This window comes from Myxococcales bacterium, from assembly GCA_016720545.1.
In the GTDB taxonomy this organism is placed as follows: Bacteria; Myxococcota_A; Polyangia; order Polyangiales; family Polyangiaceae; genus JAAFHV01.
The window spans coordinates 1-25451 of the sequence record JADKKK010000011.1 but is presented as its reverse complement, the minus strand read 5'-3'; the positions used below and the strand labels follow the sequence as shown (position 1 = coordinate 25451).

The 25451-nt window shown below is 70.8% G+C and carries 22 protein-coding genes and 1 pseudogene; 9 read left to right on the top strand and 14 right to left on the bottom strand.

What is annotated here, in order from left to right:
- Positions 1-150 precede the first annotated feature (150 nt).
- Both IPQ09_19645 and IPQ09_19640 read left to right on the top strand, forming a co-directional pair.
- A complete protein-coding gene (locus IPQ09_19645) occupies positions 151-699 on the top strand; it encodes a hypothetical protein (protein ID MBL0196395.1) in 549 nt (182 codons plus the stop codon).
- 142 nt (positions 700-841) lie between these two features.
- The gene (locus IPQ09_19640; GenBank protein MBL0196394.1) at positions 842-2482 is read left to right on the top strand and encodes a CTP synthase; all 1641 of its coding nucleotides are present in this window, start codon (positions 842-844) and stop codon (positions 2480-2482) included.
- Between the two features lie 236 nt (positions 2483-2718).
- Here the strand turns inward: IPQ09_19640 and IPQ09_19635 are convergent, their stop codons facing one another.
- The 4 genes from IPQ09_19635 to IPQ09_19620 all read right to left on the bottom strand — a co-directional run bounded on the left by IPQ09_19635 (position 2719) and on the right by IPQ09_19620 (position 9455).
- Positions 2719-6045 (bottom strand): efflux RND transporter permease subunit, encoded by a 3327-nt coding sequence (locus IPQ09_19635; protein ID MBL0196393.1) that lies wholly within the window; start codon positions 6043-6045, stop codon positions 2719-2721.
- Positions 6042-7592, bottom strand: a complete 1551-nt coding sequence (locus IPQ09_19630) for an efflux RND transporter periplasmic adaptor subunit (GenBank protein MBL0196392.1) — start codon at positions 7590-7592, stop codon at positions 6042-6044. The genes IPQ09_19635 and IPQ09_19630 overlap by 4 nt, the downstream gene beginning before the upstream one ends.
- Positions 7582-8913 carry a TolC family protein gene (locus IPQ09_19625; GenBank protein MBL0196391.1) on the bottom strand — a complete coding sequence of 444 codons (1332 nt, stop codon included), beginning with the start codon at positions 8911-8913 and terminating at the stop codon, positions 7582-7584. The genes IPQ09_19630 and IPQ09_19625 overlap by 11 nt, the downstream gene beginning before the upstream one ends.
- A gap of 95 nt (positions 8914-9008) precedes the next feature.
- Positions 9009-9455, bottom strand: a complete 447-nt coding sequence (locus tag IPQ09_19620; protein MBL0196390.1) for a hypothetical protein — start codon at positions 9453-9455, stop codon at positions 9009-9011.
- A 168-nt stretch (positions 9456-9623) separates the two neighbouring features.
- Between IPQ09_19620 and IPQ09_19615 the strand changes: the two genes are divergently transcribed.
- From IPQ09_19615 to IPQ09_19605, 3 genes are all read left to right on the top strand, one after another.
- The gene (locus IPQ09_19615; GenBank protein MBL0196389.1) at positions 9624-10058 is read left to right on the top strand and encodes a hypothetical protein; all 435 of its coding nucleotides are present in this window, start codon (positions 9624-9626) and stop codon (positions 10056-10058) included.
- Positions 10059-10250: 192 nt separating this feature from the next.
- Entirely contained in the window at positions 10251-10643 is a 393-nt protein-coding gene (locus IPQ09_19610) for an MAPEG family protein (GenBank protein MBL0196388.1), read from the top strand.
- An 87-nt stretch (positions 10644-10730) separates the two neighbouring features.
- Positions 10731-12227: an alkaline phosphatase family protein gene (locus tag IPQ09_19605; protein MBL0196387.1), complete on the top strand. Its 1497-nt coding sequence runs from the start codon at positions 10731-10733 to the stop codon at positions 12225-12227.
- A 16-nt stretch (positions 12228-12243) separates the two neighbouring features.
- On the opposite strand, the gene IPQ09_19600 is transcribed toward IPQ09_19605, so the two are convergent.
- Positions 12244-12675 (bottom strand): DUF420 domain-containing protein, encoded by a 432-nt coding sequence (locus IPQ09_19600; GenBank protein ID MBL0196386.1) that lies wholly within the window; start codon positions 12673-12675, stop codon positions 12244-12246.
- A 315-nt stretch (positions 12676-12990) separates the two neighbouring features.
- Here IPQ09_19600 and IPQ09_19595 point away from each other — a divergent pair, with 315 nt between their 5' ends.
- The gene (locus IPQ09_19595) at positions 12991-14484 is read left to right on the top strand and encodes a carboxylesterase family protein (protein ID MBL0196385.1); all 1494 of its coding nucleotides are present in this window, start codon (positions 12991-12993) and stop codon (positions 14482-14484) included.
- A 254-nt stretch (positions 14485-14738) separates the two neighbouring features.
- Positions 14739-15791: a hypothetical protein gene (locus tag IPQ09_19590; protein MBL0196384.1), complete on the top strand. Its 1053-nt coding sequence runs from the start codon at positions 14739-14741 to the stop codon at positions 15789-15791.
- A 56-nt stretch (positions 15792-15847) separates the two neighbouring features.
- Here the strand turns inward: IPQ09_19590 and IPQ09_19585 are convergent, their stop codons facing one another.
- A complete protein-coding gene (locus IPQ09_19585) occupies positions 15848-16810 on the bottom strand; it encodes a hypothetical protein (GenBank protein ID MBL0196383.1) in 963 nt (320 codons plus the stop codon).
- 251 nt (positions 16811-17061) lie between these two features.
- Here IPQ09_19585 and IPQ09_19580 point away from each other — a divergent pair, with 251 nt between their 5' ends.
- Positions 17062-18273 (top strand): cupin domain-containing protein, encoded by a 1212-nt coding sequence (locus IPQ09_19580; GenBank protein ID MBL0196382.1) that lies wholly within the window; start codon positions 17062-17064, stop codon positions 18271-18273.
- A 96-nt stretch (positions 18274-18369) separates the two neighbouring features.
- On the opposite strand, the gene IPQ09_19575 is transcribed toward IPQ09_19580, so the two are convergent.
- Positions 18370-18927, bottom strand: a complete 558-nt coding sequence (locus IPQ09_19575; protein ID MBL0196381.1) for a Uma2 family endonuclease — start codon at positions 18925-18927, stop codon at positions 18370-18372.
- A gap of 373 nt (positions 18928-19300) precedes the next feature.
- Between IPQ09_19575 and IPQ09_19570 the strand changes: the two genes are divergently transcribed.
- Positions 19301-20548, top strand: coding sequence for a hypothetical protein (locus IPQ09_19570; GenBank protein MBL0196380.1), 1248 nt, complete (start codon positions 19301-19303; stop codon positions 20546-20548).
- Positions 20549-20932: 384 nt separating this feature from the next.
- Here the strand turns inward: IPQ09_19570 and IPQ09_19565 are convergent, their stop codons facing one another.
- The 7 genes and pseudogenes from IPQ09_19565 to IPQ09_19535 all read right to left on the bottom strand — a co-directional run bounded on the left by IPQ09_19565 (position 20933) and on the right by IPQ09_19535 (position 25121).
- Complete coding sequence (locus IPQ09_19565) at positions 20933-21364, bottom strand: hypothetical protein (GenBank protein ID MBL0196379.1); 432 nt, start codon at positions 21362-21364, stop codon at positions 20933-20935.
- A gap of 952 nt (positions 21365-22316) precedes the next feature.
- Entirely contained in the window at positions 22317-23156 is an 840-nt protein-coding gene (locus tag IPQ09_19560) for a transposase domain-containing protein (protein MBL0196378.1), read from the bottom strand.
- The gene (locus IPQ09_19555; protein ID MBL0196377.1) at positions 23096-23332 is read right to left on the bottom strand and encodes a transposase; all 237 of its coding nucleotides are present in this window, start codon (positions 23330-23332) and stop codon (positions 23096-23098) included. Before IPQ09_19555 ends, IPQ09_19560 begins: the two co-directional genes overlap by 61 nt.
- Positions 23333-23337: 5 nt before the next feature.
- Positions 23338-24024: pseudogene (locus IPQ09_19550) on the bottom strand (transposase).
- A gap of 81 nt (positions 24025-24105) precedes the next feature.
- Entirely contained in the window at positions 24106-24570 is a 465-nt protein-coding gene (locus IPQ09_19545; protein ID MBL0196376.1) for a hypothetical protein, read from the bottom strand.
- Between the two features lie 45 nt (positions 24571-24615).
- Positions 24616-24939, bottom strand: coding sequence for an IS66 family insertion sequence element accessory protein TnpB (gene tnpB / locus IPQ09_19540; protein MBL0196375.1), 324 nt, complete (start codon positions 24937-24939; stop codon positions 24616-24618).
- Positions 24940-24983: 44 nt separating this feature from the next.
- Positions 24984-25121, bottom strand: a complete 138-nt coding sequence (locus IPQ09_19535; GenBank protein ID MBL0196374.1) for a hypothetical protein — start codon at positions 25119-25121, stop codon at positions 24984-24986.
- Positions 25122-25451: the final 330 nt, after the last annotated feature.

Genomic DNA, 25451 nt, shown 5'->3' with positions numbered 1-25451 from the left:
GCGCGCCGGCGGATCGGTGCGCGGATGTGCGTTGCCGCGAGCACACGCTCGCTCGCGCCGCGCGGTCCTCGTTCTACGCAACGATTGCGCGCGGAGCGAGGCGCTGTTTTGGCTACTTGAAGCTAGGAACGCTGCGGTAACCTGCTCGCCATGGATCAGCTCCTTCGTCGTTGGTCGGTCTGCTCGCTCTTGGCTGGTGCGGTCGCGCTCGGCGCGTCGACCGCCCACGCACAGAACTCGGACCGGGGGCCAGGCTTCGTGCAAGGCAACGTCTTGGGCTTCGCGACGTCGCTCTCTGGTGGCGTCGGAACCGCCTACCCGATGGAGTTCTCCGGGGGCTACCACCTCGGCACGAACGCCCACGAGGGCGGGGTCATCGGCGGCGCGCAGAAGCTCTTCTTCGCGGGCGGCGGCGTGCTCGCGGCGACCGTGTTCCGCGGCGGGTACGACATCGCCGTCCCGATTCAGGAGATGGAGCTCACGATCGCGCCCTACGGGTATGCCGGCGTCGCCTATGGCGGCGGCTTCACCGGCGCGCACTTCGGGTTCGGCGGCGAGGGGCGGTTCTTCCCGCTGAAGCAGGGTCCCGGGAAGGGGTTCTTCGCCGTCGGGCGCCCGTTCGAGATCGGCTTCATCGCCGCAGGTAGCGGGGTCGCTGTAATCTACACGTTCTCGCTCGGCGCCGGCTTCGCGTTCTGACGCGGGCGCGAGGTTCCTCGCAACACCGGCCCGGGTATGGTATCCGGCCCTTCCGAAGGACGTCGGCCGCGCGCGCGCGCTTTCGGCCTGGGCCCCGGCGAGGACCCCTGGCCCGCGCCCCGCGCGGCCGCCCACGAAGTACGTGTTCGTCACCGGGGGGGTCGTGTCCTCGATCGGGAAGGGCCTCGCGTCGGCCTCCGTGGGCGCGCTGCTCGAGGCCCGCGGCCTTCGGGTGACCCACGTGAAGCTCGACCCGTACATCAACGTCGACCCGGGCACGATGAGCCCCACGCAGCACGGCGAGGTGTTCGTCACCGACGACGGCGCCGAGACCGATCTCGACCTCGGTCACTACGAGCGGTTCACCACCGCGCGCATGACCCGGAAGAACAACTTCACCACCGGGCGCATTTACGAGGCGGTCATCCAGAAGGAGCGCCGCGGCGAGTACCTCGGCGGGACGGTGCAGGTCATCCCGCACATCACCGACGAGATCAAGGCCCGGGTCCGGGAGGCCACCGAAGGCGTCGACATCGCCATCGTCGAGATCGGCGGCACCGTGGGCGACATCGAGTCGCTCCCGTTCCTCGAGGCCGTCCGGCAGCTCAAGCTCGAGGCCGGCCCACAGAACGCGCTGAGCCTCCACGTCACGCTGCTGCCGTACATCGAGACCGCCGGCGAAATCAAGACGAAGCCCACGCAGCACTCCGTGAAGGAGATGCGAGAGATCGGCATCCAGCCCGACATCCTCCTGTGCCGCACCAAGACGCCCATCTCCCGCTCCACGCGCGAGAAGATCGCGCTCTTCACGAACGTGCCGGTGCAGGCGGTCATCACCGGAATCGATGTAAGCTGCATCTATGAGCTCCCCCTCGCGCTGCACGCCGAGGGCCTCGACGAGCTCGTGGTCGAGCGGCTCAACATCTGGACACGCCAGCCGGACGTGAGCCCGTGGCGCCGCATCGTCGAGCGCTTCATCCGCCCGACCCGCGGCCTCGTCCGCGTGGGTGTGGTGGGCAAGTACGTGAACCTCCGCGACGCCTACAAGTCGCTCCACGAGGCGCTGGTGCACGCCGGCCTCGAGAACGACTGCAAGCTCGACCTCGAGTACATCGACTCCGAGGAGATCGAGCGCGAGGGCACGACGGGGCGGCTCGACCACCTCGACGCGGTGCTCGTCCCCGGCGGCTTCGGCGATCGCGGGATCGAGGGAAAAATCCAGGCGATCCGCTACGCGCGCGAGACCAAGATCCCCTTCTTCGGCATCTGCCTCGGCATGCAGCTCGCCGTGGTGGAGTACGCGCGCAACGTCGCCGATCTCCAAGGCGCGAACTCGAGCGAGTTCGACCAAGGCTGCGCGCACGCGGTGGTCGACCTCATGCCCGACCAGCGCGACAAACGCGACAAGGGCGCCACCATGCGGCTGGGCGCGTTCCCCTGCAAGCTCACCGCGGGGTCGGTCGCCGCGCAGGCCTACGGCGCGACCGAGATCTCCGAGCGCCACCGGCACCGCTACGAGTTCGCGAACGAGTACCGCGACCACCTCGTCGCCGCCGGGCTCATTCTCTCGGGCACCTCGCCCGACGGGAAGCTCGTCGAGGTCGTCGAGCTGAAGGACCACCCACACTTCCTCGGCTGCCAGTTCCACCCCGAGTTCAAGAGCCGCCCGACCGCGGCTCACCCGCTCTTCGCGCGGTTCGTGCGCGCGGCGCTCCAGCGCAAAGAGGCGCGGGCCCGGGGCGAGCTCCGGCCGAGCGAAGTGCGCCTGCCCACGGTCAACTGACTGCGAGACTTCGTTCTCGCAGTGGTAGTTCTCGCGGACGGGTAACCCGCCGGTGGGTGTCCTCACCGACCTGCAGTGCACCCAGTAGTTCGTGGGCCAACGGCTCTGGCCGACCAAGCTCGTCCACCTGGGTCAGCCGAATAGAGCGCGCGGTGCTCACGTTCAACTTGCCCAGGCATGTCGTCCACGAGGACGGCGACCTGCCGCTCAACGGCGACCCCGCGGCGTGTCTCCCCTCACAGCGGGGATCCCCTCGTCGCGGTCGTAGGCTCGGCCGACAGGTCGATGCCTGCGACCTCGGCGAGCGGCCGGCCGACGCGCTGCGACCGCTGCAGCTGAGCGTAACGCCAGTACGTGTACACTACAGGGATGAGCTCGAGCGTGAGGAACGCGCTCGAGAGGAGGCCCCCGACCATGGGCGCCGCGATGCGCTTCATCACGTCGGCCCCGCTTCCAGTGGCCCAGAGGAGCGGCACGAGGCCGATGAGCATGGTCGCGACGGTCATCACCTTCGGGCGCACCCTCAGCACGGTGCCCTCGGTGTGGGCGTGGATGATGTCCTCGAGGTCGCGGATCTTGCCTGCGCGGAGGCGCCGTACGAACGCGTGATCGATGTACACGATCATCACCACGCCGGTCTGCGCGGCGAGGCCGACGAGCGCGATGACCCCCACGAGCACCGCGGTCGAGACGCGGTAGTCGAGCAGGTAGAGTAGCCACACGCTGCCGACGAGCGCGAAGGGGATCGAGAGAAAGACGATGAACACCTCCGTGAGGTTCTTGAACTGGAGATACAGCAGCACGGCCACGGCGAGCAGCGACAGCGGGATGAGAAAGGTCATCCGCTCGCGCATCTGCTCCATGAGCTCGTATTCGCCCGTCCAGCGAAGGTAGGTGCCCGGCGCGAGTCGCACGGCGCCCTTGGCCTGCGCGGCGGCGACGGCGGCCTTCGCGTCGGCCACGTAGCCGCCGAGATCCCGCGACGGCTCCACGTCGACGTACACATACCCCACGAGCAGGCCGGCCTCGTCACGGAGCATGGGAGGGCCCTCGGTGACCACGACGTCGGCGACCTCGCCGAGCGCCACCGAGCGACCGGCCTCGCCCGCCGCCTGCGCCAGCGGAACCAGCGGCACCAGCACCTGCCGGAGCTTGTCGGGAGTGCTGCGAAAGTCCTCCTGATACCGCACGTTCACCGAGAACCGACGCCGCCCCTCGACCGTGGTGCTCACCGCCTCGCCGCCTATCGCGCTCGAGACGATGTCGTTCAGGTCGGCGACTCGAAGCCCGTAGCGCGCGAGCGCCTCGCGCTTTGGCACCACGTCGACGTAGACCCCCCCGAGCGAGCGCTCGTAGAGCACGCTCCGGCTCCCGCGCACCCCACGCAGCACCGCCTCGAGGTCGGCCCCTGCGCGCTCGATCGACGCGAGATCGTGGCCAAATACCTTCACGCCCACGGGCGTGCGCACGCCGGTCGTCAGCATGTCGACGCGGGTCTTGATGGGCATGGTGAACGCGTTCGTGAACCCGGGCATTCGGAGGGCGGCGTTCATCTTGGCGATGAGCTCGTCCCAGGTCTCGGGGCGCTCCTCGGGCCAGATCGCGCGCAGCGGGCCCCCCAAGGCGGCGGGCGCGCGCCCCGTGTGCCACCGCCGCTCGCGCACCCTCGGCCACTCTCCCTGGGGGCGGAGCTGCACGACGGTCTCCACCATGGAGAGCGGCGCGGGGTCGGTGGGAGACTCGGCCCGCCCGGCCTTGCCGAACACCGACTTGACCTCGGGGAACGCCGCGAGCACGCGGTCTTGCCGCTGGAGCTGCCGCTTGGCCTCCTCGATCGAGAGGCCCGGCAGGGTGGTGGGCATGTACAGCACGTCCCCCTCGTTCAGCGCCGGCATGAACTCGGTGCCGAGGCGGAGGAGCGGCGGCACGGCGGAGACCACGGCGAAGAGGCCTATCGCGAGGGTGGTCTTCGGGCGGCGCAGCGCGACGTACACGAACGGCCGATACACGGCCATGATCGCGCGCGACACGGGGTGGCGCTCCTCGCGCGGGATCTCGCCGCGCACCAGGAGATCGCGGAGCGCCGGGGCCAGCGTGATGCTCACGAGGGCGGCGGCGAGCATGACGAACGTCTTTGTGTACGCGAGCGGCTTGAAGAGGCGACCGGCCTGGCCGTTCAGGCCGAAGACGGGGATGAACGAGAGCGCGATGATGACGAGGGAGAAGAAGATGGCGGGCGTCACCTCCTTCGCGGCCTGGTTGAGCAGGGCCCTGCGGCCCGCCTCGTCGAGGCCGGGCGGCGCCCCCTCGAGCTTCTTGTGGCACGCCTCGATCATCACGATCTCGGCGTCCACCGTGGCGCCGATCGCGATGGCGATCCCGCCGAGGCTCATGATGGTGGCCGGTATGCCCAGCGCGCGCATGGGGATGAACGCCAGCAGCACGGCGATAGGCAAGCTGATGATCGGGAGGAGCGCGCTGCGGAAGTGGAGGAGGAAGAGCACGATCACGAGGCTCACGGTGACCGCCTCCTCGAGCAGCGCGGTCTTCAGGGTCTTGATGGCCCGCTCGATGAGCGACGAGCGATCGTAGACCGGCACCACCTCGACGCCGGCCGGCAGGGCCGACCCGAGCTCGACTGTGCGGGTCTTCACACGCTCGATGACCTGGAGGGCGTTCTCGCCGTGCCGCGCCATCACGATCGCGCCCACGGTCTCGCCCTTCCCGTCGAGGTCGGCCACGCCGCGCCGGAGATCGGCGCCGAAGCGCACCTCCCCGACGTCGCCCACGCGCACGGGCGCGCCGCCCGGCCCGCTGCGAATCGCGATCTCCGAGAGCTGGGCGAGGTTCTCCAGATAGCCACGTCCGCGCACGAAGTACTCGCGGCCGCTCATCTCGAGGAGCCTGCCCCCCACCTCGCCGTTCGATCGGCGCACCGCGTCGGCGACGTCGCCCACGCCGAGGCCGTAGGCGCGCAGCTTCTCCGGGTCGAGGGTGACCTGGTATTGCCGCTCGTACCCGCCGACGGTCGCCACCTGCGCGACGCCGGGCACGCTCTCGAGGGCGTAACGGAGCGTGTAGTCCTGCAACGTGCGCAGCTCGGCGAGGTCGTGCTTGCCCGTTTTGTCGACCAGCGCGTACTCGTACACCCAGCCGATGCCGGTGGCGTCCGGGCCGAGCACGGGCGCCACCTCGGCGGGGAGCTTCGCCTGAATGCCGCTCATGGTTTCGAGCACCCGCGAGCGCGCCCAGTACACGTCAGTGCCCTCCTCGAAGAGCACATGGACAAACGACATGCCGAACATCGAGTAGCCGCGCACCGCCGTCACGCGGGGCGCCGCGAGCAGCGAGCTCGAGATGGGGTAGGTGATCTGGTCCTCGACGAGGGTGGGCGAGCGCCCCTTCCACTCGGTGAAGACGATGACCTGCGGATCGGAGAGATCCGGGATGGCGTCGAGCTCCACGCCCTTCGCGGAGGCGTACGCGAGGGTCACGACCGCGACGTAGAGCGTGAGCACGAACCAGCGATACTTCGCGGAGAGCTCGATGATTCGGCCGATCATCGGGTATCCCCACGTGCGGGCCCCGCGTCGCCGGCGGCCGCGGCGGCGCGAGGAGGCCCGGTTAGCGCGGCGCGGAGGCGGCTCTCCGAGTCGATGAGGAACGTCGCGCCCGACACGACCCGCTCACCCGCGACCACCCCCGACGCGAGGATGACGCGGTCGCCCTCGGAGCCCGCCACGACGACCGCGCGCGGCGTGAAGCGCCCTTCGGGCTCGGTCACGAAGACGTACGTGGCGCCCCCCGTGTCGACGATCGCGTCGCGCGGCGCCGTGAGCGCGCGGCGCGGCGGCGCGCTGATCTCGAGCGTGCCGTATTCGCCCGGTACGTAGACCCGGCCGCCCTTGTTGGGTATCTGCATGCGCACTCGGCGCGTGCGGGCGTCGGCGTTGACCAGAGGATAGAGCAGATCAATCTTCCCGGCGACGGCGTCGGCCCGGTGGCCCGTGGGTACGAAGCGCGCCGCGGCGCCGACGGGGACGCGCTGGAGATCGTGCGAGAGCACCTCGCCGAGCACGTACACACGAGAGAGGTCCTGGATCTCGAAGAGGGCTGCGCTCGGCGTCACGTACGAGCCGAGGACGACCCCCTTCTTGGCCACGAAGCCGGCGCGAGGCGCGACCACGACGACCGCGCGCATGGCCTCGCCCTTCTGGAGCACGCGCTCGATGTCGGCGCGGGTCATCCCCAAGAGCTCGAGCTTCACGCGGGCCGCGCTCGGGGTCGACGCGTCGGGGCCAGCGCCAGCCCACGCGCGGGCGGCGAGGAGCTCCTGCTGTGCCTGGAGCAGCTCGGGGCTGTAGACCGAGGCGAGGGGCTGCCCCGCGGCGACCATGACACCGGTCTCGGAGACGTGCAGGGCCTCCACGAAGCCGGCCGTGCGCACGTGCACCTCCGAGGCTCCCTGGTCGGGCGCCTCGACGGTCGCGGTCACGCGCAGCGCCCCGGTGAGCTCGCGCTCCTCCACGAGCGAAGTTCGGACTCCGATGGATTGGATACGATCGAGCGAGAGCTTCAGGGCGGCCGTGCCCGGCGGCGGGAGGGCCGACTCGGCGCCAGCGGCGGGCGACGGGGCGACCGCCTCAGGAGGAATGGGCTCGAGCTTCATCTTGCAGAGCGGGCAGCGACCCTGCGTCGCCGAGCGCACCTCGTGGTCCATCGGGCACCAGTAGGCGAGGGGCCCGCCGTCATCGAGGACCACGAGGGCCTTGCCTGGCGCGGCCGCGTGCACGTGGAAGGTGGCGGCGTCGCTCACTGTGCGCTCCTCGGAGATGCGCTCGAGGTCCATATGGCAAATGGGGCACTCGCCCGGCTCGGCGGAGACGATCTCGGGGTGCATCGGGCACTGGTACTTCGGCGCCTCGGCGACGGCCGCGCGCGGCGAGAGCCGGTCGGCCCCGAAGGACGCCCACGTCGTGACGGCGAGCGCGGCGCTGAAGAGCACGAGCGCCCACCGAAGAATGCCTATCGCGCGGGCAAACCTGGGAGGAGGCTCGGGCCCCTCGGGCAGCTCGCCGTCGGACTCGCGCAGGGCGGGCTCAGCGGACATGGCTGGCTCCTCCGTCGCCGGAGTCGGCTGGAGCGCCAACGAGGCGCCGGCGCGGCACCGCGGCGCCTACCGCGGCGTCGAGCTCGGCGAGCGCGTGGTCGAGCGTCGCGCGCGCCTCCACGAGCGAGGTCTCGACATCCACCACGACGCGCTCCGCGTAAAGCATCGCGAGGGCGTCGGCTCGCCCGGCCTCGTAGCCGGCCCGAGCGACGTCGAGCGCCCGACGGCTGGCCGGGACGGCGCGTTCCCGCAGCGCCACGAGCCGCAGCGCGGCCGCGCGTACGGTCGCCTCGGCGGTGGCGACTTCAGCCTCGACGGGGCGAATCGCACCCGCGACCTCGCGCTCGCCGGCCCGCGCGGCCTCGCGCGCGGCGTCGCGCCGAGCGCTCGCCTCACCCCACAGCCACGGGAGCGACATGCCCGCGTTGAACCCGTAGCCGTGGCGCCCCTCGCCCACCGGCGCGAAGTAGAGCGCCGCCACCTTGAACGACGGCACGGTCGCCTCGATCTTCGCGGCGCGCGCGTCCTCCGCGAGGGCGGCGCGCTGGGCGGCGGTGGCGCGGAGCACCGGGCGGTACGCTTTGGCCTTCTCGAGCGCGGTCTTCGCGTCCCACGCGGACGTCTCGGCCTCCACGATGAGCGGCGGGCCGAGCGGGCCGAGCGTAGGCCGGCCGAGCAGGGCGTTGATCCGACCGCGCCCCGCGGCGACTCGGGTGCCGTCCGTCACGACGTCTGCCAGCATCCGCGCGAGCTCGACCTCGGCCTGCGCGACGTCCACGAGCGAGCCTCCGCCGGCGTGGCGCGCGCGGGCGAGCGCCAACGTCCGCTCCGCGAGCGCTCGGTGCTCCCCGTGGACGCGGTGCCGCGAGGTCGACTCCACGTAGTCGGCGAAGGCGTGGTCGAGCTCGCGCCGGCGCTGCCGCGCGACCTCCGCGCCGTTCGCGCGCTCTCCCGTCGAGCGCAAGGTCGCGGCCCGCTCCTTGGCGCCGAGCGAGCCGGGCGCCGGGAACCCCTGCTCGACGCCGAGCATGAGCATGTTCGCGTCGCCGAGCGCGTAGGGCCTCGCGAGCGGGACCGACCACAGCTGCGCCATCACGGCGGGGGCCGGGAGGCTCCCTTGAGCCTGGGCGCCGCGCTCGAGTGCGACGGCGCGCTGCTCCGCGGCCTGCACCTCGGGGTGGGAGCGGGCGAGCTCTGCGAGGAGCCCTTCGCGCGTGACTGGCGCGAGGCCGCCCTCCGCCCATGCGGGCGGCGCGGTGAACGTGAGCACGAACGTGGCGACCAGCGCCGCGCAGACGCGGCGGGGGGACGTGGGATCCATAGGCTCCTTCGAGGCGGCGAGATCAAGCGACGCGCCGGCGGCGCGTGACGTGCTTCGTCGTGAGGGCGCGGGCTCGCGACCTCTCGAGGAGGGGCTCAGAGAACGTAGACGTTTAGGAGCGCGCGACGCCTACTCGCCGAGGGCGGGCCATCGCGTGCAGACTGCACGGACCGTGGCGCGAGGGCGAGCGGCTCGGCGGGCGCCTCGACGTGGCGCGTGGCAGGGGGCTCGGCGGCGAGCGGAGCCACGGCCGCGTGGGCGTCGGCGCCTGGAGCGCTCGCGGGCAGGTGGGAGAGCCGCGCGCCGCTGCAGCACGGCTCTTCACGCAGCGCCGCGCCTTGCTCGGGCTCGGACTCCACGCCTTCGCCTTCGTGCCCATGCCCCGCGTCGCAGCACGGCGCCGCGAGGTACGCGTTCATCATGCCGCAGTGGAAATACGCGGCGCCGCCACGTACGACGCCCACGAGTAGCACGCACAGCGCCGCCACGTACGCGGCGCGCGCGAACGCGTGGCGGGCGAGACGGGCAACGCGGGCGGTCATGCGGTGAACGTACGCCCCTCGCGCGGGGCTCGCAAGGCTGGTCCGGCCGGGCCTCCCGCGAGCCCGACATGTACACTGACGCGCACGCTGGGCGGTGCGCGCCCGCACAACCGCGAACGGGGACTCATGGGTGTCTTGACGACGACGTATTCGGTGCCACCCGAACGAATGAGGAAGCTTCGGGCTCACCGGGGGCATCTCGAGAAGATCTTTCGCGCAGAGAACGAGTGGGCCTTCGCGCGCTACGACTTCGAGAAGACTTGGGAAGGAAAGATACGGATCATCGGCAAGTGTTACCCCAGCACACGAGACCGACTCAATCACCAGACCTGTTGGGAGCACCCCGGCTACGACGTGTGGGTAGTGCCGCCCAAGGACGTCCAGTTCGCGGCCAAAGACATCGCGGGGGCGACCTTCGAGGGTCTCCTCAAGTGGTGCAACCTCCTACGCCGGGATGGCCAGCGCGAATACGTGGCCGACGCGAATGGCAACGCCATCCCGGAGGAGCTCTTCTCGTACTACGTGGGCGACCTCGAGGACTTCAAGGCCTTCTTGCGGCAGGCCGCGGGCTCGGGACACTCCCTGCTCTTTGCGACCGGCTAGCACACCTGCGAGACTTCATTCTCGCAGTGGTGGTAGTTGGCCCCGGGAGCGGACAAGCCGGAGGGGTGAATCGGCCAGCTTTGTGGCCGAGAGGGGGCGCCGCGCCCCTAGCCCAGGGTGACCCCAGGGTGACCCGGCGCCGCTGGGCGCACGACCCCTCGCTTCGCCGCGCGATCTGGCCAAAGATAGGCCATGGCCATCCCCACCGTGACGGCGCTCTACGGCGCGCTCAACGCCCTCCTCAACATCGCCCTCGCCAACCAGGTCTCGAGCGGGCGCAGACGCGAGCGCATCGGCGTCGGCACGGGCGAGTCGCGCGACCTGCTGCTCGCGGTGCGCATCCACGCCAACAACGCCGAGTTCGTCCCGCTCGCGCTGGTCATGCTGCTGCTCGCCGAGCTCTGCGGCGGCGGCAGCCTGGGCCTCCACGTGGCGGGCGGCGCCCTCCTCGTGTCGCGCGTGGCCCACGCCCTCGGCATGCCCCGCCCCGCCCCGAACGCCCTCCGCTTCTTCGGCACCGCGGGGACGTGGGGAATGATTGTCGGCATGTCGTGCTGGGTCCTCTGGCTGCGCACGCGCGGGTGACGTGGAGCCGGCGGCTGACGTCCGAGCCCCGGCGCGCCGCTCGGTTGGGGCTTGCGCGTCGCGCGATCCAGTGAAAGATGACGGCCCATGAGAGTGCTGTCGCGTCGCAGGGTGTTGCTCGGGGTCGGGGGTCTCATGGCGGCCGCTTGTGGCTCCTCGGCGGACGAGCCGGGTGGCGCGCCCTCGGCCGAACCGAGCGCCACGTCGACGCCTACCGCCACGGGCCCCTCGCCTGAGGCCGGGCCCCCGCCAGGCACCCCCGACGCCTCCACGAAGCCCGACGCGAGCCCACCCCCGCCCGCGCCCACACCCGAAGAGCTCTTCTCCACTATCGACGCGATCGTCGTCCTCATGATGGAGAACCGCAGCTTCGACCACTACCTCGGCACGCTCTCGTCCGACGCGGGGTACCCGAACCGCGCCACGGTCACCGGGCTCAAGGGCACCGAGACCAACCCCGCGCCCGACGGCACCCCCGTCGCGGCCTACAAGTCCACGAACTTCACGCCCGCCGATCCGCCGCACGGCTTCACCGCGGCGCACGCGCAGTGGAACGGGGGCCTGAACGACGGCTTCGTGAAGGCCCACGCCGGGCCCGATCAGCGCGACGTCATGGGGTATCACGACAGGTCGCAGATACCGTTCTACTATTGGCTCGCCGACAACTTCACCGTCTGTGATCATTGGTTTTCGTCGGTGCTCGGGCCCACCTGGCCGAACCGCTATTATCTCCACGCCGCCTCGTCGGGCGGCAAGACCGACAACACTCCCTACTTCACGGGGGGCCCCGCGACGGTGTGGGAGAAGCTCAAGGCGGCAGGGAAGACCGCGAAGAACTACGCGGCGAGCGGCGTCGGTTGGTACACCGGCGCGTTCATCGGCCGCCTCCTGCAGACGAACCCCGTGCGACCGATCTCGGAGTTCTTCGCCGACGCGCGCGCGGGCAAGCTGCCCCACTTCAGCATCATCGACCCGGACTTCCTCTCCAACGACGACCACCCGAGCCACGACATCCGCGCGGGCCAGGCGTTCGCCGCGAGCATCTACAAGGCCCTCGCCGAGAGTCCGCAGTGGGGTCAGGTGCTGTTCGTCATTACCTACGACGAGAACGGCGGCTTCTTCGACCACGTGCCCCCTCCCGCCGCCACCGACGAGCGCGCCGAGTTTCAGCGCCTCGGGTTCCGCGTGCCGGCGTTCGTCATCGGCCCCACCGTGCGCCGCGGCCACCTCGAGACCGGGGTCCTCGAGCACGTGTCGGTGCTGTCGACCGTGAAGACCCGATTCGGGATCGCGCCCCTGAACCAGCGCATGGCGGTCACCCGCGATCTCTCATCGTGCATCGATCCGGCGTTCTACAAAGCGCCGCAGGCGCCGCCCCCGGGAATGCCCACGATCGTCATGGCCCGCCCGGCGGCGCCGGGCCTCGGCGCCGGGGTCGGCGTGTCGAGCCAGCCAGAGCTCGAGGCGATGGTCACGCGGGGCGAGATCCCGGCGTCGATGCTCGTCGACCGGCGCCCCCCGCGCGAGCGCTACGCGACCTGGCTCGCCGAGGCGGAGGCGCTCGGCGTCGTGCGCTTGGAGTGAGCGGGAGACGCCGCTGTCACCCCGCGCGCCACGGGCCAATGTGGCGGGAAAATAGATAGATCAACACGCCGGTCACCGAAATGTAGCCCCACACGGGCAGCGCGTACCGTGCGAGCCGCTTGTGGTCGGCCGTGCGGTTCTTCAGCCCGAGGTAGACCATGCGCAGCACGAGCGGCACCACGAAGGGCGCCATCAGCTCGTGGCTTATCAAGATGGCAAAGTACACGACGCGGGTCCAGTCGTGCGCGGGGTAGCGCGTGTGCGTACCCCACACGAACGACACGATGTACCCCGCGAGGAAGAGCGCCGAGACCGCCACGGCGGCCAACATGAGGCGGCGGTGGCGGGCGATGTCGCGGCCACGGACGGCGCGCACGGCGAGGAAGAGGAGTACGGCGGCGGTGCCGTTCAGGCTCGCGTTCACCGCAGGGAGCACTTGGTCGAGCAGGTTCACCCGGGCACCCAACCACGGAACCGGGCGCGCAACTAGCAGATTGCACGGCTGAGCCGGCGCTCGGTGCTGGGAGGGGCTATGCTCCCGCCATGCGCACGCGCTCGCTTCGCCTCGCCGCTCTCAGCTCGCTCCTCCTCGGCTCGGGCCTCCTCGTGGGCCTCGGCGCCTGCGGCTCCGACGCTCCCTCGACGCCCCCGGCAGACGCCGCCGTCCCGGTGCCCACGGGGACCGCGCCTCCCCCCAAGCGACGCGGAGCCGCCCCCGCCGGTCGACGCTTCGCCGGGCGTGGACGCGGGGTGTGGGAGCGACGTGCCCCGCGCGCCCGGCGTGCTCCACACGGAGTACGGCGCGGTGCGCGGCGCGCTCGACGGCCCCATCTACGCCTACAAGAACATTCCCTACGCGGCGCCGCCGGTCGGCAAGCTGCGCTGGGCCGCGCCCCAGGCGCCCGCGTGCTGGACGGGCGCGCGCGACGGCGTGGCGTGGGGGCCCCAGTGCCTCCAAGGCAACGTAGAGGGCGACGGCACCTCGACCGGCGTGGAGGACTGCCTGCAGCTCAACGTGTGGACCCCCAACGGCGCGAAAGACCGCCCGATCCTCTTCTGGATCCACGGCGGAGGCAACCAGGTCGGCTCTGCAGTGCAGGAGAACGACGGGGCCCGGGTGTACGACGGCAGGCGCCTCGCCGAGACCACCAACAGCGTAGTCGTCACCGTCAACTACCGGCTCGGGATGCTCGGATTCCTGGGGCACTCGGCCCTCGCGGCCGAGGGTGGCGGGACTGGCGGGACTGGCAATTACGGGCTGCAAGATCTGGCCGCGGCGGTCGCGTGGGCGAAGCGGCACGCCGCGGCGCTTGGCGGCGATCCGGCGCGCCTCATGGTCTTCGGCGAGTCCGCGGGCGGCCTCAACGTGTGCTCGCTGCTCGCCGCGAAGAGCCCTGTCGGCTTCAGCGCGGCGGCCATCCAGAGCGGCGGCTGCGCGGCGCGCACCCTCGCCGACGCGCAGGAGCAAGGGGTCGCGGTCGTCGCCGCCGCCAAGTGCGACGCCGCCCCCGACGTGCTCGCGTGTTTGCGCGGGCTCGCCGGGGCCGATCTGCTGAAGGCCTATCCGACCTCGGTCAACGTCGCCGGAGCGGGCAACGGCTGGGGCGCCACGGTCGACAACGCGTTCCTCGACCAGAAGCCGCTCGACGTCATCGCCTCGGGACGACACGCGAAGGTGCCAGTCGTGATCGGCGCCAACGCCAACGAGACTTCTCGATCGGTTCCGCTACGGTTCGCGGCCACCGACGCCGAGTACCGCGCGGCCGTGCAGACGCTGTTCGGCGCCACCTTCGGCCCCACGGTGCTCGCGCGGTATCCTTCGGCGAGCTACCCGTCGCCGTGGGCGGCGTTCGTGGCCCTTACGAGCCAGGCGAAGTTCATCTGCCCGAGCCGTCGGATCGCGAAGGCCCTCACCACCGCGGGGAGCCCCGCGTACCGCTACTACTTCGACCACCCGCTCGACAACTCGCCCATCCTGAAGGCGTTCGGCACGTTCCACGGCGTCGACGTGGCCTATATGTTCGGCAAGCTCGACGTAGGCGGATACACCCCCTCCGAAGTCGAGAAGGACCTCTCACGGGCCTTCATGCTCTATTGGAGCACGCACGCGGCGACCGGCGCTCCGGGCGGGGCGGGCCTCACCGCGTGGCCCAAGTACGACCCCGCAAAGGACAACTCGCTCGGCATCGGCACGACCACCGCCGTGCGGGAGGGGCTCCACCAGCCCAACTGCGACTTCTGGGACGCGCTGCAGTAGCGCCGAGCCTGCGAGCGCGAGCGCCCGGGGCGGGCCCGCGACGGCGGCGCGGGGGGACACGGGTCGCGCGCTGCTGCTAGCTTGCTCCCATGGGTGTACTCGTCGCCGTAGCGTGGGATGCGCCGACCACGAGGGCGTGATGGCCCTCGCGATTCGAAGCGCGGCTCAGCGCGCCGGCCCGATGAGGCGAAGATGGGGCACGACGGCGGTTCGTATTTCCTTGAACTCCGGGGAACGGACCGGCATCTATATGAATGATGTCCATTCGCCTGCGCCGTGGGTTTGCGCTCTGCCTCGGATTGTTGCTGCCCGCCGCAGCCTGCACCGTCGACCCTCCCGGGGGCGGGATGTCGGACGCGGCGCCGCCAGACGCCACGGTCGCCGATGTGGCCACCGATACGGCCGTGGCGACCGACACCAGTGTCCCCGATACCTTCGCCCCCGACACCTTCGCCCCCGACTCGACGCCCGTAGACTCCAGCCCGGGAGACGCGTCCGCAGACGGCGTGGCGGACTCGATGGCCGACGCGGCGGAGGACGCGCCGATGGACGCGCCGACGGACGCGGCCTGCGCCGACGCTGGCTCGCTCGACAGCGGCCTCGGAATGTCGCGCCTGCTGAACGCGTGCGAGAACGACGCCCTCTACGACGTCGTGGCGACCTGCACCATGCTCCCGATAAACCAGCTCGGGCCGGCGGGGGGCTGCTGTCGCGAGGCGGCCTACACGACGACGACCACCTGCACGACGCGGCTCCACGAAGAGCCCGACGGGGCGGGGAGCCTCCGGCTTCGCGTCGATCCGATGGCCGGCTGCGCGACCACCTCGACCCCCACGGCGTGTAGCCAGGTGGGGAACGGCGCGGCGTGCGACGGCGCGGCGCTCACGTGCCCGCTCGCGGCCTACCCGCAGCCCGGCGCGCCCACCCTCCTCGAAGGCAACTACGTTCGCCTCGTCCGCACCGATCGCCTCATGACCCGGCGCACGGTGATGCCCGAGTACCGCGCCTCCTGCGCGGAGCCGTTCCTCGTCCCTCAGACCACGGTGCCCTCGTGCGCCACCGTGCCGCCAACCCGGACGCTGGTCTCGACCGCAACGAAGTTCACGAAGGTGTCGGAGGGGAGGTTCCGCGTGCGGCGAGGGTGGGCGTCGCGCTCCTCGTCGCTCAACCTCTGCGCCATGCCGATCCAAGAGGTGATCGACAACGCCGCCGTCACCAACGACCGCTTCACCGAGGGCAACCCCCCCGCCGCGGGTGCGTTCGCCACCACGAGCTACAGCTGCACCTACACGTTCACGTTGAGGTGAGGCTGGGCGCCGCGGCGCGGGAGCACCTCGACAGCGTCGGTTCGACGAAGCTGAGCTTACGGCCCGAGGCCTCCCACGCGCGCGAACCCGGCGACCAAGATCGGCTTCTTCGCGCGGTCGTTCGTCGCGCGGACCACGACGAAGGCCGTCGGGTCGAAGCGGACGGAGACGGTCTCCTTGCCGTCCTCCGAGATCGCGCGCTCGGCGCGGTCGACGTACTCGACCTCGCGCCCAGGCCCGCGCTCGAGGATCGCGTGCCGCAGCTCGAGCGCCTTCGCGGGCGGGAGCGCCGCGGCGCCCATCGAGCGCAGTCCTTCGAGCGACACGCCCTCGAGCCCCACGCCTAGCCCTCGGACCGTCCCCACGTCGACGCCGAGGGGCGACCAGAGCAGCCAGCACGCCTCCTCGACCGCGTGATTGGGCGTGGGCCAAGGCCTTGGGACGCAGGTGCCCACGAAGGTTTCGGGCTTTCTCCCGGGCCCGCGATCCCCGCGAGCGCTCTCGTACCGCTCCAAGTCCGCGCACACGCGCGCCGTCGCGGCGAGCTTGTCGCCGCACCCAAAGTCGTACTCGCGCGCCTGGCGCACCGCCGTGAACGCGCCCGGTTTGGAGACGAACGGCAGCGCGCTGCCCGCACCGCCGCGACCTCCCCGAGGGTAGCCGGGCACGCCGTCTCCGAAGCCTCGCCGCTCGCGGAGAGCGAGGCTTATCGGGTTCCCTTCTCCCGCGACGATCGCGACTACCGAACCACGGCGTAGGATGTGCCCCGCTGGCATGGCGTTCGGCGCGCTCGGATCCGCCGGCACGAGGAAGGCGTGCGCGTAGTGGAGGAGCGCGCGCTTCGCGAGCGCCTCGTCGCCATAGTCGACAGCCAAGATGACCACCGGCTTTTTCCAACACTCGAAGCCAAAGCGCTTGCGCGACCGTTCCGGAATCGGCGTGGGCAGCGCACTGAGCAGCGCCTCGATCTCGGCGCTCGCCTTCGCCGAGTCGCGAAGTGTGCAGTTCGCATCCGTCACCGCGGAGGGCAAATCGTCGAGCGCGATGGGAGGGAGCGAGGGTACCGCCGCCGCCGACCCCGATGGCCCCGCGCTCACGGAGGGAGCGGGCCCCGGAGAGGGGCCGTCGCTCCTCTGGCGACACCCTACGAGTGCCATCAACGCCAACGCTAACGTCAGCCCTAGCTTCGTCGCCTCCCAGCTCATCGGCATAGGCTACCCGAATCCAACAAGGGTGGCCGGCGAGTGAGCGGCGGTGGTAGAGCGGCATCATGGCGGACCCGACGAAGCCCCCTTCCCCCCCCGGCCTCTTCGGCGGCATCTCCACCTCGCGGTTTCTGCGGGACTACTGGCAAAAGAAGCCGCTGCTCGTGCGCGGCGCCTTCCCAGAGCATCGCGATCCGATCGATCCCGACGAGCTCGCGGGCCTCTCGTGCGAAGACGGCGTCGAGTCTCGCATCGTGCGAGAGAAGGGCGGCGATCGCCCTTGGCAGGTCACCTGGGGCCCGCAGCTCGAGGCCGACTTCGCGAAGCTCCCGAAGCGGGGGTGGACGCTCCTGGTTCAGGAGGTCAACCGCTGGGTGCCCGAGATCGCGCTCATGCTCGAGCCGTTCGCGTTCCTCCCCAGCGTCCGCGTCGACGACGTGATGCTGAGCTTCGCCGCGCCGGGTGGGAGCGTGGGGCCCCACGTCGACAGCTACGACGTCTTCCTCATCCAGGGCCGCGGAAAACGCCGGTGGAAGTACCACACACGCCCAACGAAGGATCGGCGCATCAAGCCCGATCTCGAGCTCCGCATTCTGGAGGAGCTCGAGCCTCAGGCCGACGAGGTGCTCGGCCCCGGCGACATGCTGTATCTTCCACCCAACTTCGCGCACCACGGCGTCGCGGTCACTCCGTGCCTCACCTACTCGGTCGGCTTTCGTTCGCCGTGTATGGGCGAGGTGTGGTCGTCGTTCGCGGCCGCCGCGGCCAGGCAGAGCCCCGCCTCGGCGACCCTCCTGGTAGACCCCAAGCTCACGCCCGCGTCGAACCCGGGCGCCATTCCCGACGCGCTGCTCTCGCGTATACGCACCATGGTGCGCACGCTCGACACCTCCGACGACGCCATCGATCGGTGGTTCGCGTCGTTCGCGACGCGCCTCAAGCCCGGACACGAGCTCGAGCCGCCGGCGCGCGCGCCGACCCCGAAGGCCCTCTTCGGCAAGCTCGCGCGAGGCGCGGTGCTCGCGCGCTCCGAAGAGGCTCGCTGGGCGTTCTTGCCCCACGCGGACCACGCGGACCACGCGGAGGGCGGGCTCCTGCTCTACGTGGGCGGGACCGAGCTCGTGGTGCCGGCCGAGGCGACCGCCCTCGCGCGAGCCCTCTGCGCGAGGCGGCGACACGAGGGGCGCGAGCTCGTCGCGGCGACGACGGCGCCGGCCGCGCGCGAGCTGCTCGTGCGCCTCGTCGCGATGGGCGCCCTGCATTTTCTCGACGACTGAGCGGACAGCGGGGAGCGTGGGGAGCCTCGCGCGGAGGGCGCGTTCGCCGACGACGCGTCCCCCGTCAGGTCGAGCCCGACCCGCGGGCGGACCGAGTCACCTCGCCCACAGATCGCCCAGGGCAAGCACCAAGCCCTCGAAGGGCGGAAGCACGTAGGCTCCACCACCACGAACGGTCTGAGTGAGTCGATACGCCGATCCGTGCAGCACGTGGATCTCGACGGTCTGCTGCTCCACGTCCACGAGCCACAGGTGCTCGACCATGAACGCCTCGTAGATGCGCTTCTTGTCCCCGCGATCGAGCGCCTCGGTCCCCTTGGAGAGCACCTCGCAGCACCAGTCCGGCGGGACCTCGAAGTAAGCCTTATCGATGGGAATCTCGGGCATGCGCTCGCGGCGCCACCCCGAGAGATCCGGTACGACGACGTGCGGACCAAGGTGAAGCTCGGGCTCGTCCAACAGCACCCACCCGCCGGGCCCATCGTGATCGAACGGACCGCCGATGCGGACGCCCAACCTGGAAGCGACCCGCGCGTGCATGGGCCGAGGCCGAGGATGCGAGTGCAGCATCCCGAACACGATCTCGCCCACCACATGCTGAGGAAGGGCGAGGAGGTCCGCGTACGTGGCATGGGCGGGGAGGCGCTGGGCCATGACGCAGACTAGCACGCGGCTAGTAGCGTCCGAGCGGAAGTGTGGGCGTCGCCACGACGCACTGGCCCGTTTTCTCCTGCGCCGCGGGCGCGCAGTGTCGGCACAGAGCAGACGCGCGCCGCTCGCCGCCTGGCTCGCGCCGAAGAGTGTGCACATCGGTGCACGCGCGGTCGCGCGCCGAGCAGAACACTGCGCGCTCCGCGTGCGCGGGGTCTCGTGTGGCAGGGCCTTCGCGGCCACTGGCATTGGATGGATAGGCTGGGTCGCTAGTGGCGCGCGTAGACGCCGCGCGCTCCGTCCGATGGCATCGGAGTTGCTCTTAGGCACGAGAGGCGTCCAGCCCCGCCGACCCGCCTCACGGAGCGCTCCAACCATGAAACGTGCAATCCTGCTCTGGTCCGCAGTGGTCTCCCTCAGCGCGTGCAGCGGTGGCGATCCGCCGGCCGACGACTCCGCGCCCCGCGCGAAGCCGGGGAGCGGGGCGCCCGTGGTGCTCGGCGTCCACCCCGACGCCTGCGCCTTCAGCGGAGACGTGCTGCCGAGCGCGGCCGCCGCGGACGGGATGGTCGACCTCCCGCCGAATCATCCTCTGATTCGCTACGTGGGGCGGGTCGACTGTCGCCCGAGCGCGCCGCGGTTCTCGTATCCGGCGGTGTCCGTGAAGGCGCGCTTCACCGGGAGCGCCATCGACGTCAAGCTGAGGGACTCCGTGGAAGGAGGCGAAGAGCAGGGCAGCTGGTACGAGGCCCTCGTGGACGGCGTGCCACAGCAGCTCCTCGTCAATGCCCAGCAGGAGGTCTACTCGATCGGTCGCGACTTGGGCCCAGGCGAACACTCGCTCGAGGTATGGCGGCGGATCGAGAGTCGTGGGGCCGGGCAGGGCGAATTTCTCGGTCTTCGCGTCCGTAGCGGCGAGACCCTGAAGCCCGTCCTGGTCTCCGGCCGGAGGATCGAGGTCATCGGCGACTCAGTGACGTGTGGGTATGGCAACTTGAAGCGCACCTCGACGCCAGACGAATTCCACTACACGACGAAGAACACCAACGCGCGACTCACCTACGGAGCGGTCGCAGCTCAGCTCTTGTCGGCCGAATACATCGCTGTCGCGTACTCCGGGAAGGGCTTGTGGAGAAACTACCAGGCGGCGCCTGGCCCGACGCTTCCGCAGCTCTATCTGCGGGTCCTGCCCGACGAGGCCTCGCCGCTGTGGGACGTGCGCCGGTCACCCCCTGACGTGGTCGTCGTGAACCTTGGCACCAACGACTTCTCGCCATCGGCGGGTGGAGCGGACCCAGGCCCGAGCGGCGAGCGATTCCGGGCGGCCTACGTCGAGTTCCTCAAGACCTTGCGAGGTCACTACCCTGGTGTCCCGTTGGTCGCGGCGCTCGGACCGGTGATGTCGGACAACTACCCTGTCGGTGTTCGTGCGCTGACGACCGCCACCGGCGCGGTCCAGGCCGCGATCGAGGTAAGGAAGAGCGCGGGCGACGCCGACGTGCACTTCATTTCGTTCCCGCTCCAGAGCGCGCCGTACGGTGAGGACTGGCACCCGACCGTGGAGACCCACGAGAAGATGGGGCGTCAGCTCGCGGAGCTCGTCCAGCGGCTCAAGGGCTGGTGAGTGATCGCCGAGGCGTGTGGACGCCTCACGCGGAGGGCGGGCTCCTGCTCTACGTGGGCGGGACCGAGCTCGTGGTGCCGGCCGAGGCGACCGCCCTCGCGCGAGCCCTCTGCGAGAGGCGGCGACACGAGGGGCGCGAGCCGCGGCGACGTCGGATCCGGCCGCGCGCGAGCTCCTCGTGCGCCTCGTCGCGATGGGCGCCCTCCATTTCCTCGCCACGTGAGAGGACGCCGGTCAGGCGCGCGCACGAGCTCGGGAGCGCGCGCTAGAAGACCCCTCCCAGCTGGACCTGCCCCGCGCCCAGCGACAGGCTGACCGCGCGCGCCGGAGAGGACGGCTCCGTCACGCGCATCGAGCGGCTCGCGCTGCCGACGACGCCCGCGATCACGAAGACCGGGGACGCCGAGGGCCGCCACAACCAGGGGCGGCACCACGGGCCACCGGCCGCGCACGTCCCGCGGCCACTCGGCCCCCACCGCGCCGCCGACCATCATGAGAGTGCCCGCGACGACGCCCACCGATCGCGCCCGTGCTGCCGGTCTGCACGTCCTCGCGATACCACTGCTCCACCACCTTCACATCGGCGCTCAGTCGGACCGCGCGCGTCGCGGGGGCGGTCGCGAGGGCAGCGCGCATGCGCTCGAGGGTCTCGTCGTATCCCTCGACGCTGTTGGGGCGAGGAGGGAGCTTGTCAACGGCGGCCGCCGGCGGGCGGGATGGCGCGCGGGGGGTCGGCGCGGGGGTCTCTTCCGCCCGCGCTCGCTGGCAGAAGGTGGAGAACACGGCGAAGAGCACAATCGAGGTGGCGAGGCGCATGCGGGGCTCCTTGTGGGACGGCGGGCGTGGTGCCTGAGGTCACGTCATCCACGTCATGAGCAATTCCCATGCCCCCTGCGCTCGCCTCAGGCCGCCGCTGACCGGCGGGGGTGCTTGTCACCAGCGCCACCGCAGGTCGCGCCGCCCGTGTGCAGCTCGGTGCACGCACGGCCGCGCGCCGTGCAGCACACTGCGCTCCATGCGCGCGCGGCGCGCGGGGCGTCTGGCTGCCCCGCGGACCGCGCGGGCCCACCTTCGCGCTCCGCCCGATGCACCGGAGTTGCTCTTGCGCAGGCGAGGCGTCGACGCCCCTGGCCCGCCTCAAGGAGAGCTCCGAACATGAGACGCGCAATCCTGCTCTGGTCCGCGGTTGTCTCTCTCACCGCGTGCAGCGGCGGCGACCCGCCGTCCGAAGACCCCACGCCCGCGCGAAGCCCGCGAGCGGGGCGCCCGTGGTGCTCGGCGTCCACCCCGACGCCTGGGCCTTCAGCGGAGACGTGCTGCCGAGCGCGGCCGCCGCGGACGGGATGGTCGACCTCCCGCCGAATCATCCGCTGATTCGCTACGTGGGGCGGCTCGACTGTCCGCCATCGGGCGGCAGCTGCGCATCGCGGCGCCTCATGGCGTCACCGAGTGTCCGCGGTCGTAGGTCGTGCGTTCCTGGGTTCCGTCGCTCAGCCCACTTCGCTCGCGCATCGTGCCTTCCACGGCGATCGGGCTCCCGGCAGGGAAGCCCCAGGCGGCGCTCCACCCGGGGACGCCGGAGAGATCGGGCATCGTGACCTGGTAGGGCTCGCCGGGCGGAAAGTAGCTGCGCGCGACGCTGACGTTCCACTGCGTCTTCTTGGACGCCGAGTAGGCGTAGAGCGCGTAGGCGTACGCGTTCGGGAAGTCGGGAAACTCGAGCTGCGCCCGGCCATAGGGCGCCGAGCCTGCGACCGACGCGACGGGGTCAGGAAACGTCATGTCGAGCGTGAGGTCGACGGGCTTGGTGAACCGTCCCGTCAAGTAAGAGGCCCCTTGATCGCTCCTCCCGTTCCTGGCCGCGGACACGCTGAGGACGTACGCGTCGGCCCCGCGGAACTGCGACGAATCGATCTCCGCGTAGGTGTCGGTCATCGTGCGGCCCTGCTCCGAAGTCTGGACGCGGAACGGGCTCCTCCCCTCCACCGACCACGTGACGTCGTGCCCGACGAGGTCGTTGTCCGAGAGTCCGGTCACCGCGAGCGAGCGAAGCGTGACCGGCCTCCCTTCGACGGCGAAGTCCAGGTTCACCGGTGGGTTCGACCCGAGGGTCTCCGTGAGCGGCAGGCCCCGCTTCACCACGACGCGGGTGAGCGGCTCGTGCTGGGAGGCCCTCAGGCCGAAGACCAGGTCTTTGTAGTCGGTCCACAGCTCGAACGACTGTAACCGGTGCACATGGCGCGCGCGGCGTCGGAGGAGCGCGACCCACTGGGCAGGGCAAGACGGCAAGCGGGGGGGCTCGCGGCGAGCTGATCACGAAAGCGGAGCGGAGGTCGTCCCCGCGATCACGCCGGGATGAGGGCGAGCGGCGGCGGGACGGTGACGTCGCCGAGGGGGCCCCCAGAGCTCGTCCGGGTCGAGGCGCGCGCGGGTGCCCCCAGTTCTTCGGGGCGAGCTCGAGGTACCGGTCCTTCGGCCAGGTCGGGAGGAGTCTGAGCACCTCCTCGAGGTAGAGCTGCGGATCGAGGTCGTGGAGTCGGCAAGAGGCTACGAGGCTGAAGAGCGCGGCGGCGGCGTGGGCGTGAGATCGCTGCCATAGAAGAGCCAGTTCTTGCGGCCGACCACGATGGTGCGAAGGGGCCCGCTCGCTGCGTGTGTTGTCGAGGGGAGGCGGCCGTCGAGGAAGACGCGGCGGAGCTCCTGCTCCTGGTTCTCGGCGTAGCCGAGCGCCTTCGTGGCGAGCGTCCTGCCGAGGGTCGCGCGCGGTCGTTCGCACCCAGGCAAAGAACTCGTCGACGAGCGGGAGGACGCGCGAGACGCTCTCTCGTCCGATCGATGGGCGGCATGTGGGCGAGCGCGTTGTCGGCGACGTAGATCGCGCGGATCCGCGTGAGGCCTGCGACTCCGATGGGGTACTTGCAGATCGCAGCTTCGAAGAAGTAGCGGCGGGTATGGGCCCAGCAGCCGACGAGGAGCACCGGCGGATCTGCGCCTCCGTGTCCGCGGTCGAGGATGTCGTAGACGCTGCTGGCGTCGGACTGGAGATAGCCACGGAAGCCCTTGAAGAGCGAGGCGACGGCGTCCTGCGTGTGGCGCTCGACGACATAGGAGAAGAGCACGTGATCGCGATCGGCCACGATGGTGAAGAAGTGGCCCTTCTTGCAGGCGCGTTTGGGGCCGCCGTCGCGGGCGCCCGCTGGATGGCGGCGCCCGTGGCGTCGGTCGAGAGGACCGAGCACGTCTCGATGGCGTCGCGCAGCATGCCGTGCACGATGGTCGCGCCGAGCGTGCTGCCAAGGCCCTCGAGGTTGCGGCACATGGTCGAGCGATCGAGGGACTCGCCCATCGCCGAGACGTGTCGCTCGAGGCGGTAGTTCGGGACCCCCGAGCGCGAACTTCTGCACGGCGAGCCAGGCGAGCACCGAGGTGTGGAGCATGGCGCGCGGGAAGAGCGGCTTCGGCGAGGGCGCGACCATCACCCTCGCCGCGCCGTGAACGGAGACTTTCGTACTTCGCCACCTTCTTCACGAGGACCTTGAAGCAGGCGCGCTGGAACATCAGCTGATAAGCCTCGTCTCCCAGTCAATGAGCCTTCCGCCGCTCGCCTCGGCGCCGCCATCGCGGATCTCGACCACCACCCGCGGGAGCTTGGACGCGGAGATCGCGCGCCCCTTCGGGCGCGGCTTCTCGCTCTCGGCCTCCTCGGGCGGAGGCGGGGCGAAGCCGGCTCGGTGCCGGCTCCGGCGCGCCGTTCTCTCCCGTGGTCCCCGTAGGTTGCTTCGTGAGCGCGTCGAGCTCCGCTTGAGCTTCGCCTGATCCGCGAGCAAGTTGCCGAGCGTGAGCTGAAGCTCGCTGGTGCCGCTTCGTTCGGACTTCGTGCCGTACAGCCGCCGCTTGAGTAGCTCGTTCTCGCTCGCGTGGTTCGTGAGCGCGCTCTCGAAGCGCGGCGATCGTCCCTGCAGCGACGCGATGAGCGCCTGAAGCGACGCGATGGCCGCGTCGCGCTCGGCGAGCGCGCTCACCAGCTTCGCGGTCTCCGGGGATGCGCATCGCTCTTCACGGTGCCGTTAGACGTAGCCGATCTTCTGAAATTCAGCCTCATGGCGAATATTTTCCCATCTTAGTCGACTGTCTTCGTGAGCCCCGCGAACAGGGCCTCGAACGACCTCGCTCACGATCACGCTCGTCTCTCCCTCCCTCTCGGGTCTGGGGATCTCGAACACCCCGCGGTCCAGGCGCTTGTACCAGAGCACCGCTCCCGTGCCGTCCCACGTCAGTATTTTTACAGTCTGCCGACGCTTGCCGAAGAACACGAACAGCGCCTTGGACCGAGGCTCACGCCCCATCCGCTCGCGCACCAGCCCGCCCAGGCGCTCGAACCCGAAGCGCATGTCCACGGGCTCGACGGCCACGAAGATCTCCACTCCCTGCGGGATCACGACGCGCCCCCGGCCAGCGCCCTCACGACCTCGCGCAGGAGCCCCGCGTCGAACCCCGGCTCGACGCGCACCTTCGCGGGCCCCACCTCCACGACGAGGCCTCCCACCGCGCGGGGCGCGACCTCGAGGCGCACGAACGCTGTCCGTGGCTCGGGAGCCGGCCGGACTCGAGACCCCCGCCCGTCCACCTCCGCGGCCCAGCGACAGAGGCTCCCCTTCGACAGCCCGTGCTCTTCGCTATACTTCGCAGCGCTCACCCCGCTCGCCCGCCACGCCCGCACTTCCGCCCCGCGCTCGCCCCTGCTTCGCTGTCGTCCCATGGGTTGCAGTTTGCACTCCCCGATCACTCGCGCGACGTGGGGTCCGCAGCGGCTTACGAACGCGACTTCACTCCGGTGCCGCCAGGGAAGCACCTGGCCGGTGCTGCGTGACCCCGTATAGGAGAGCCAACCCGCACCGTCCGC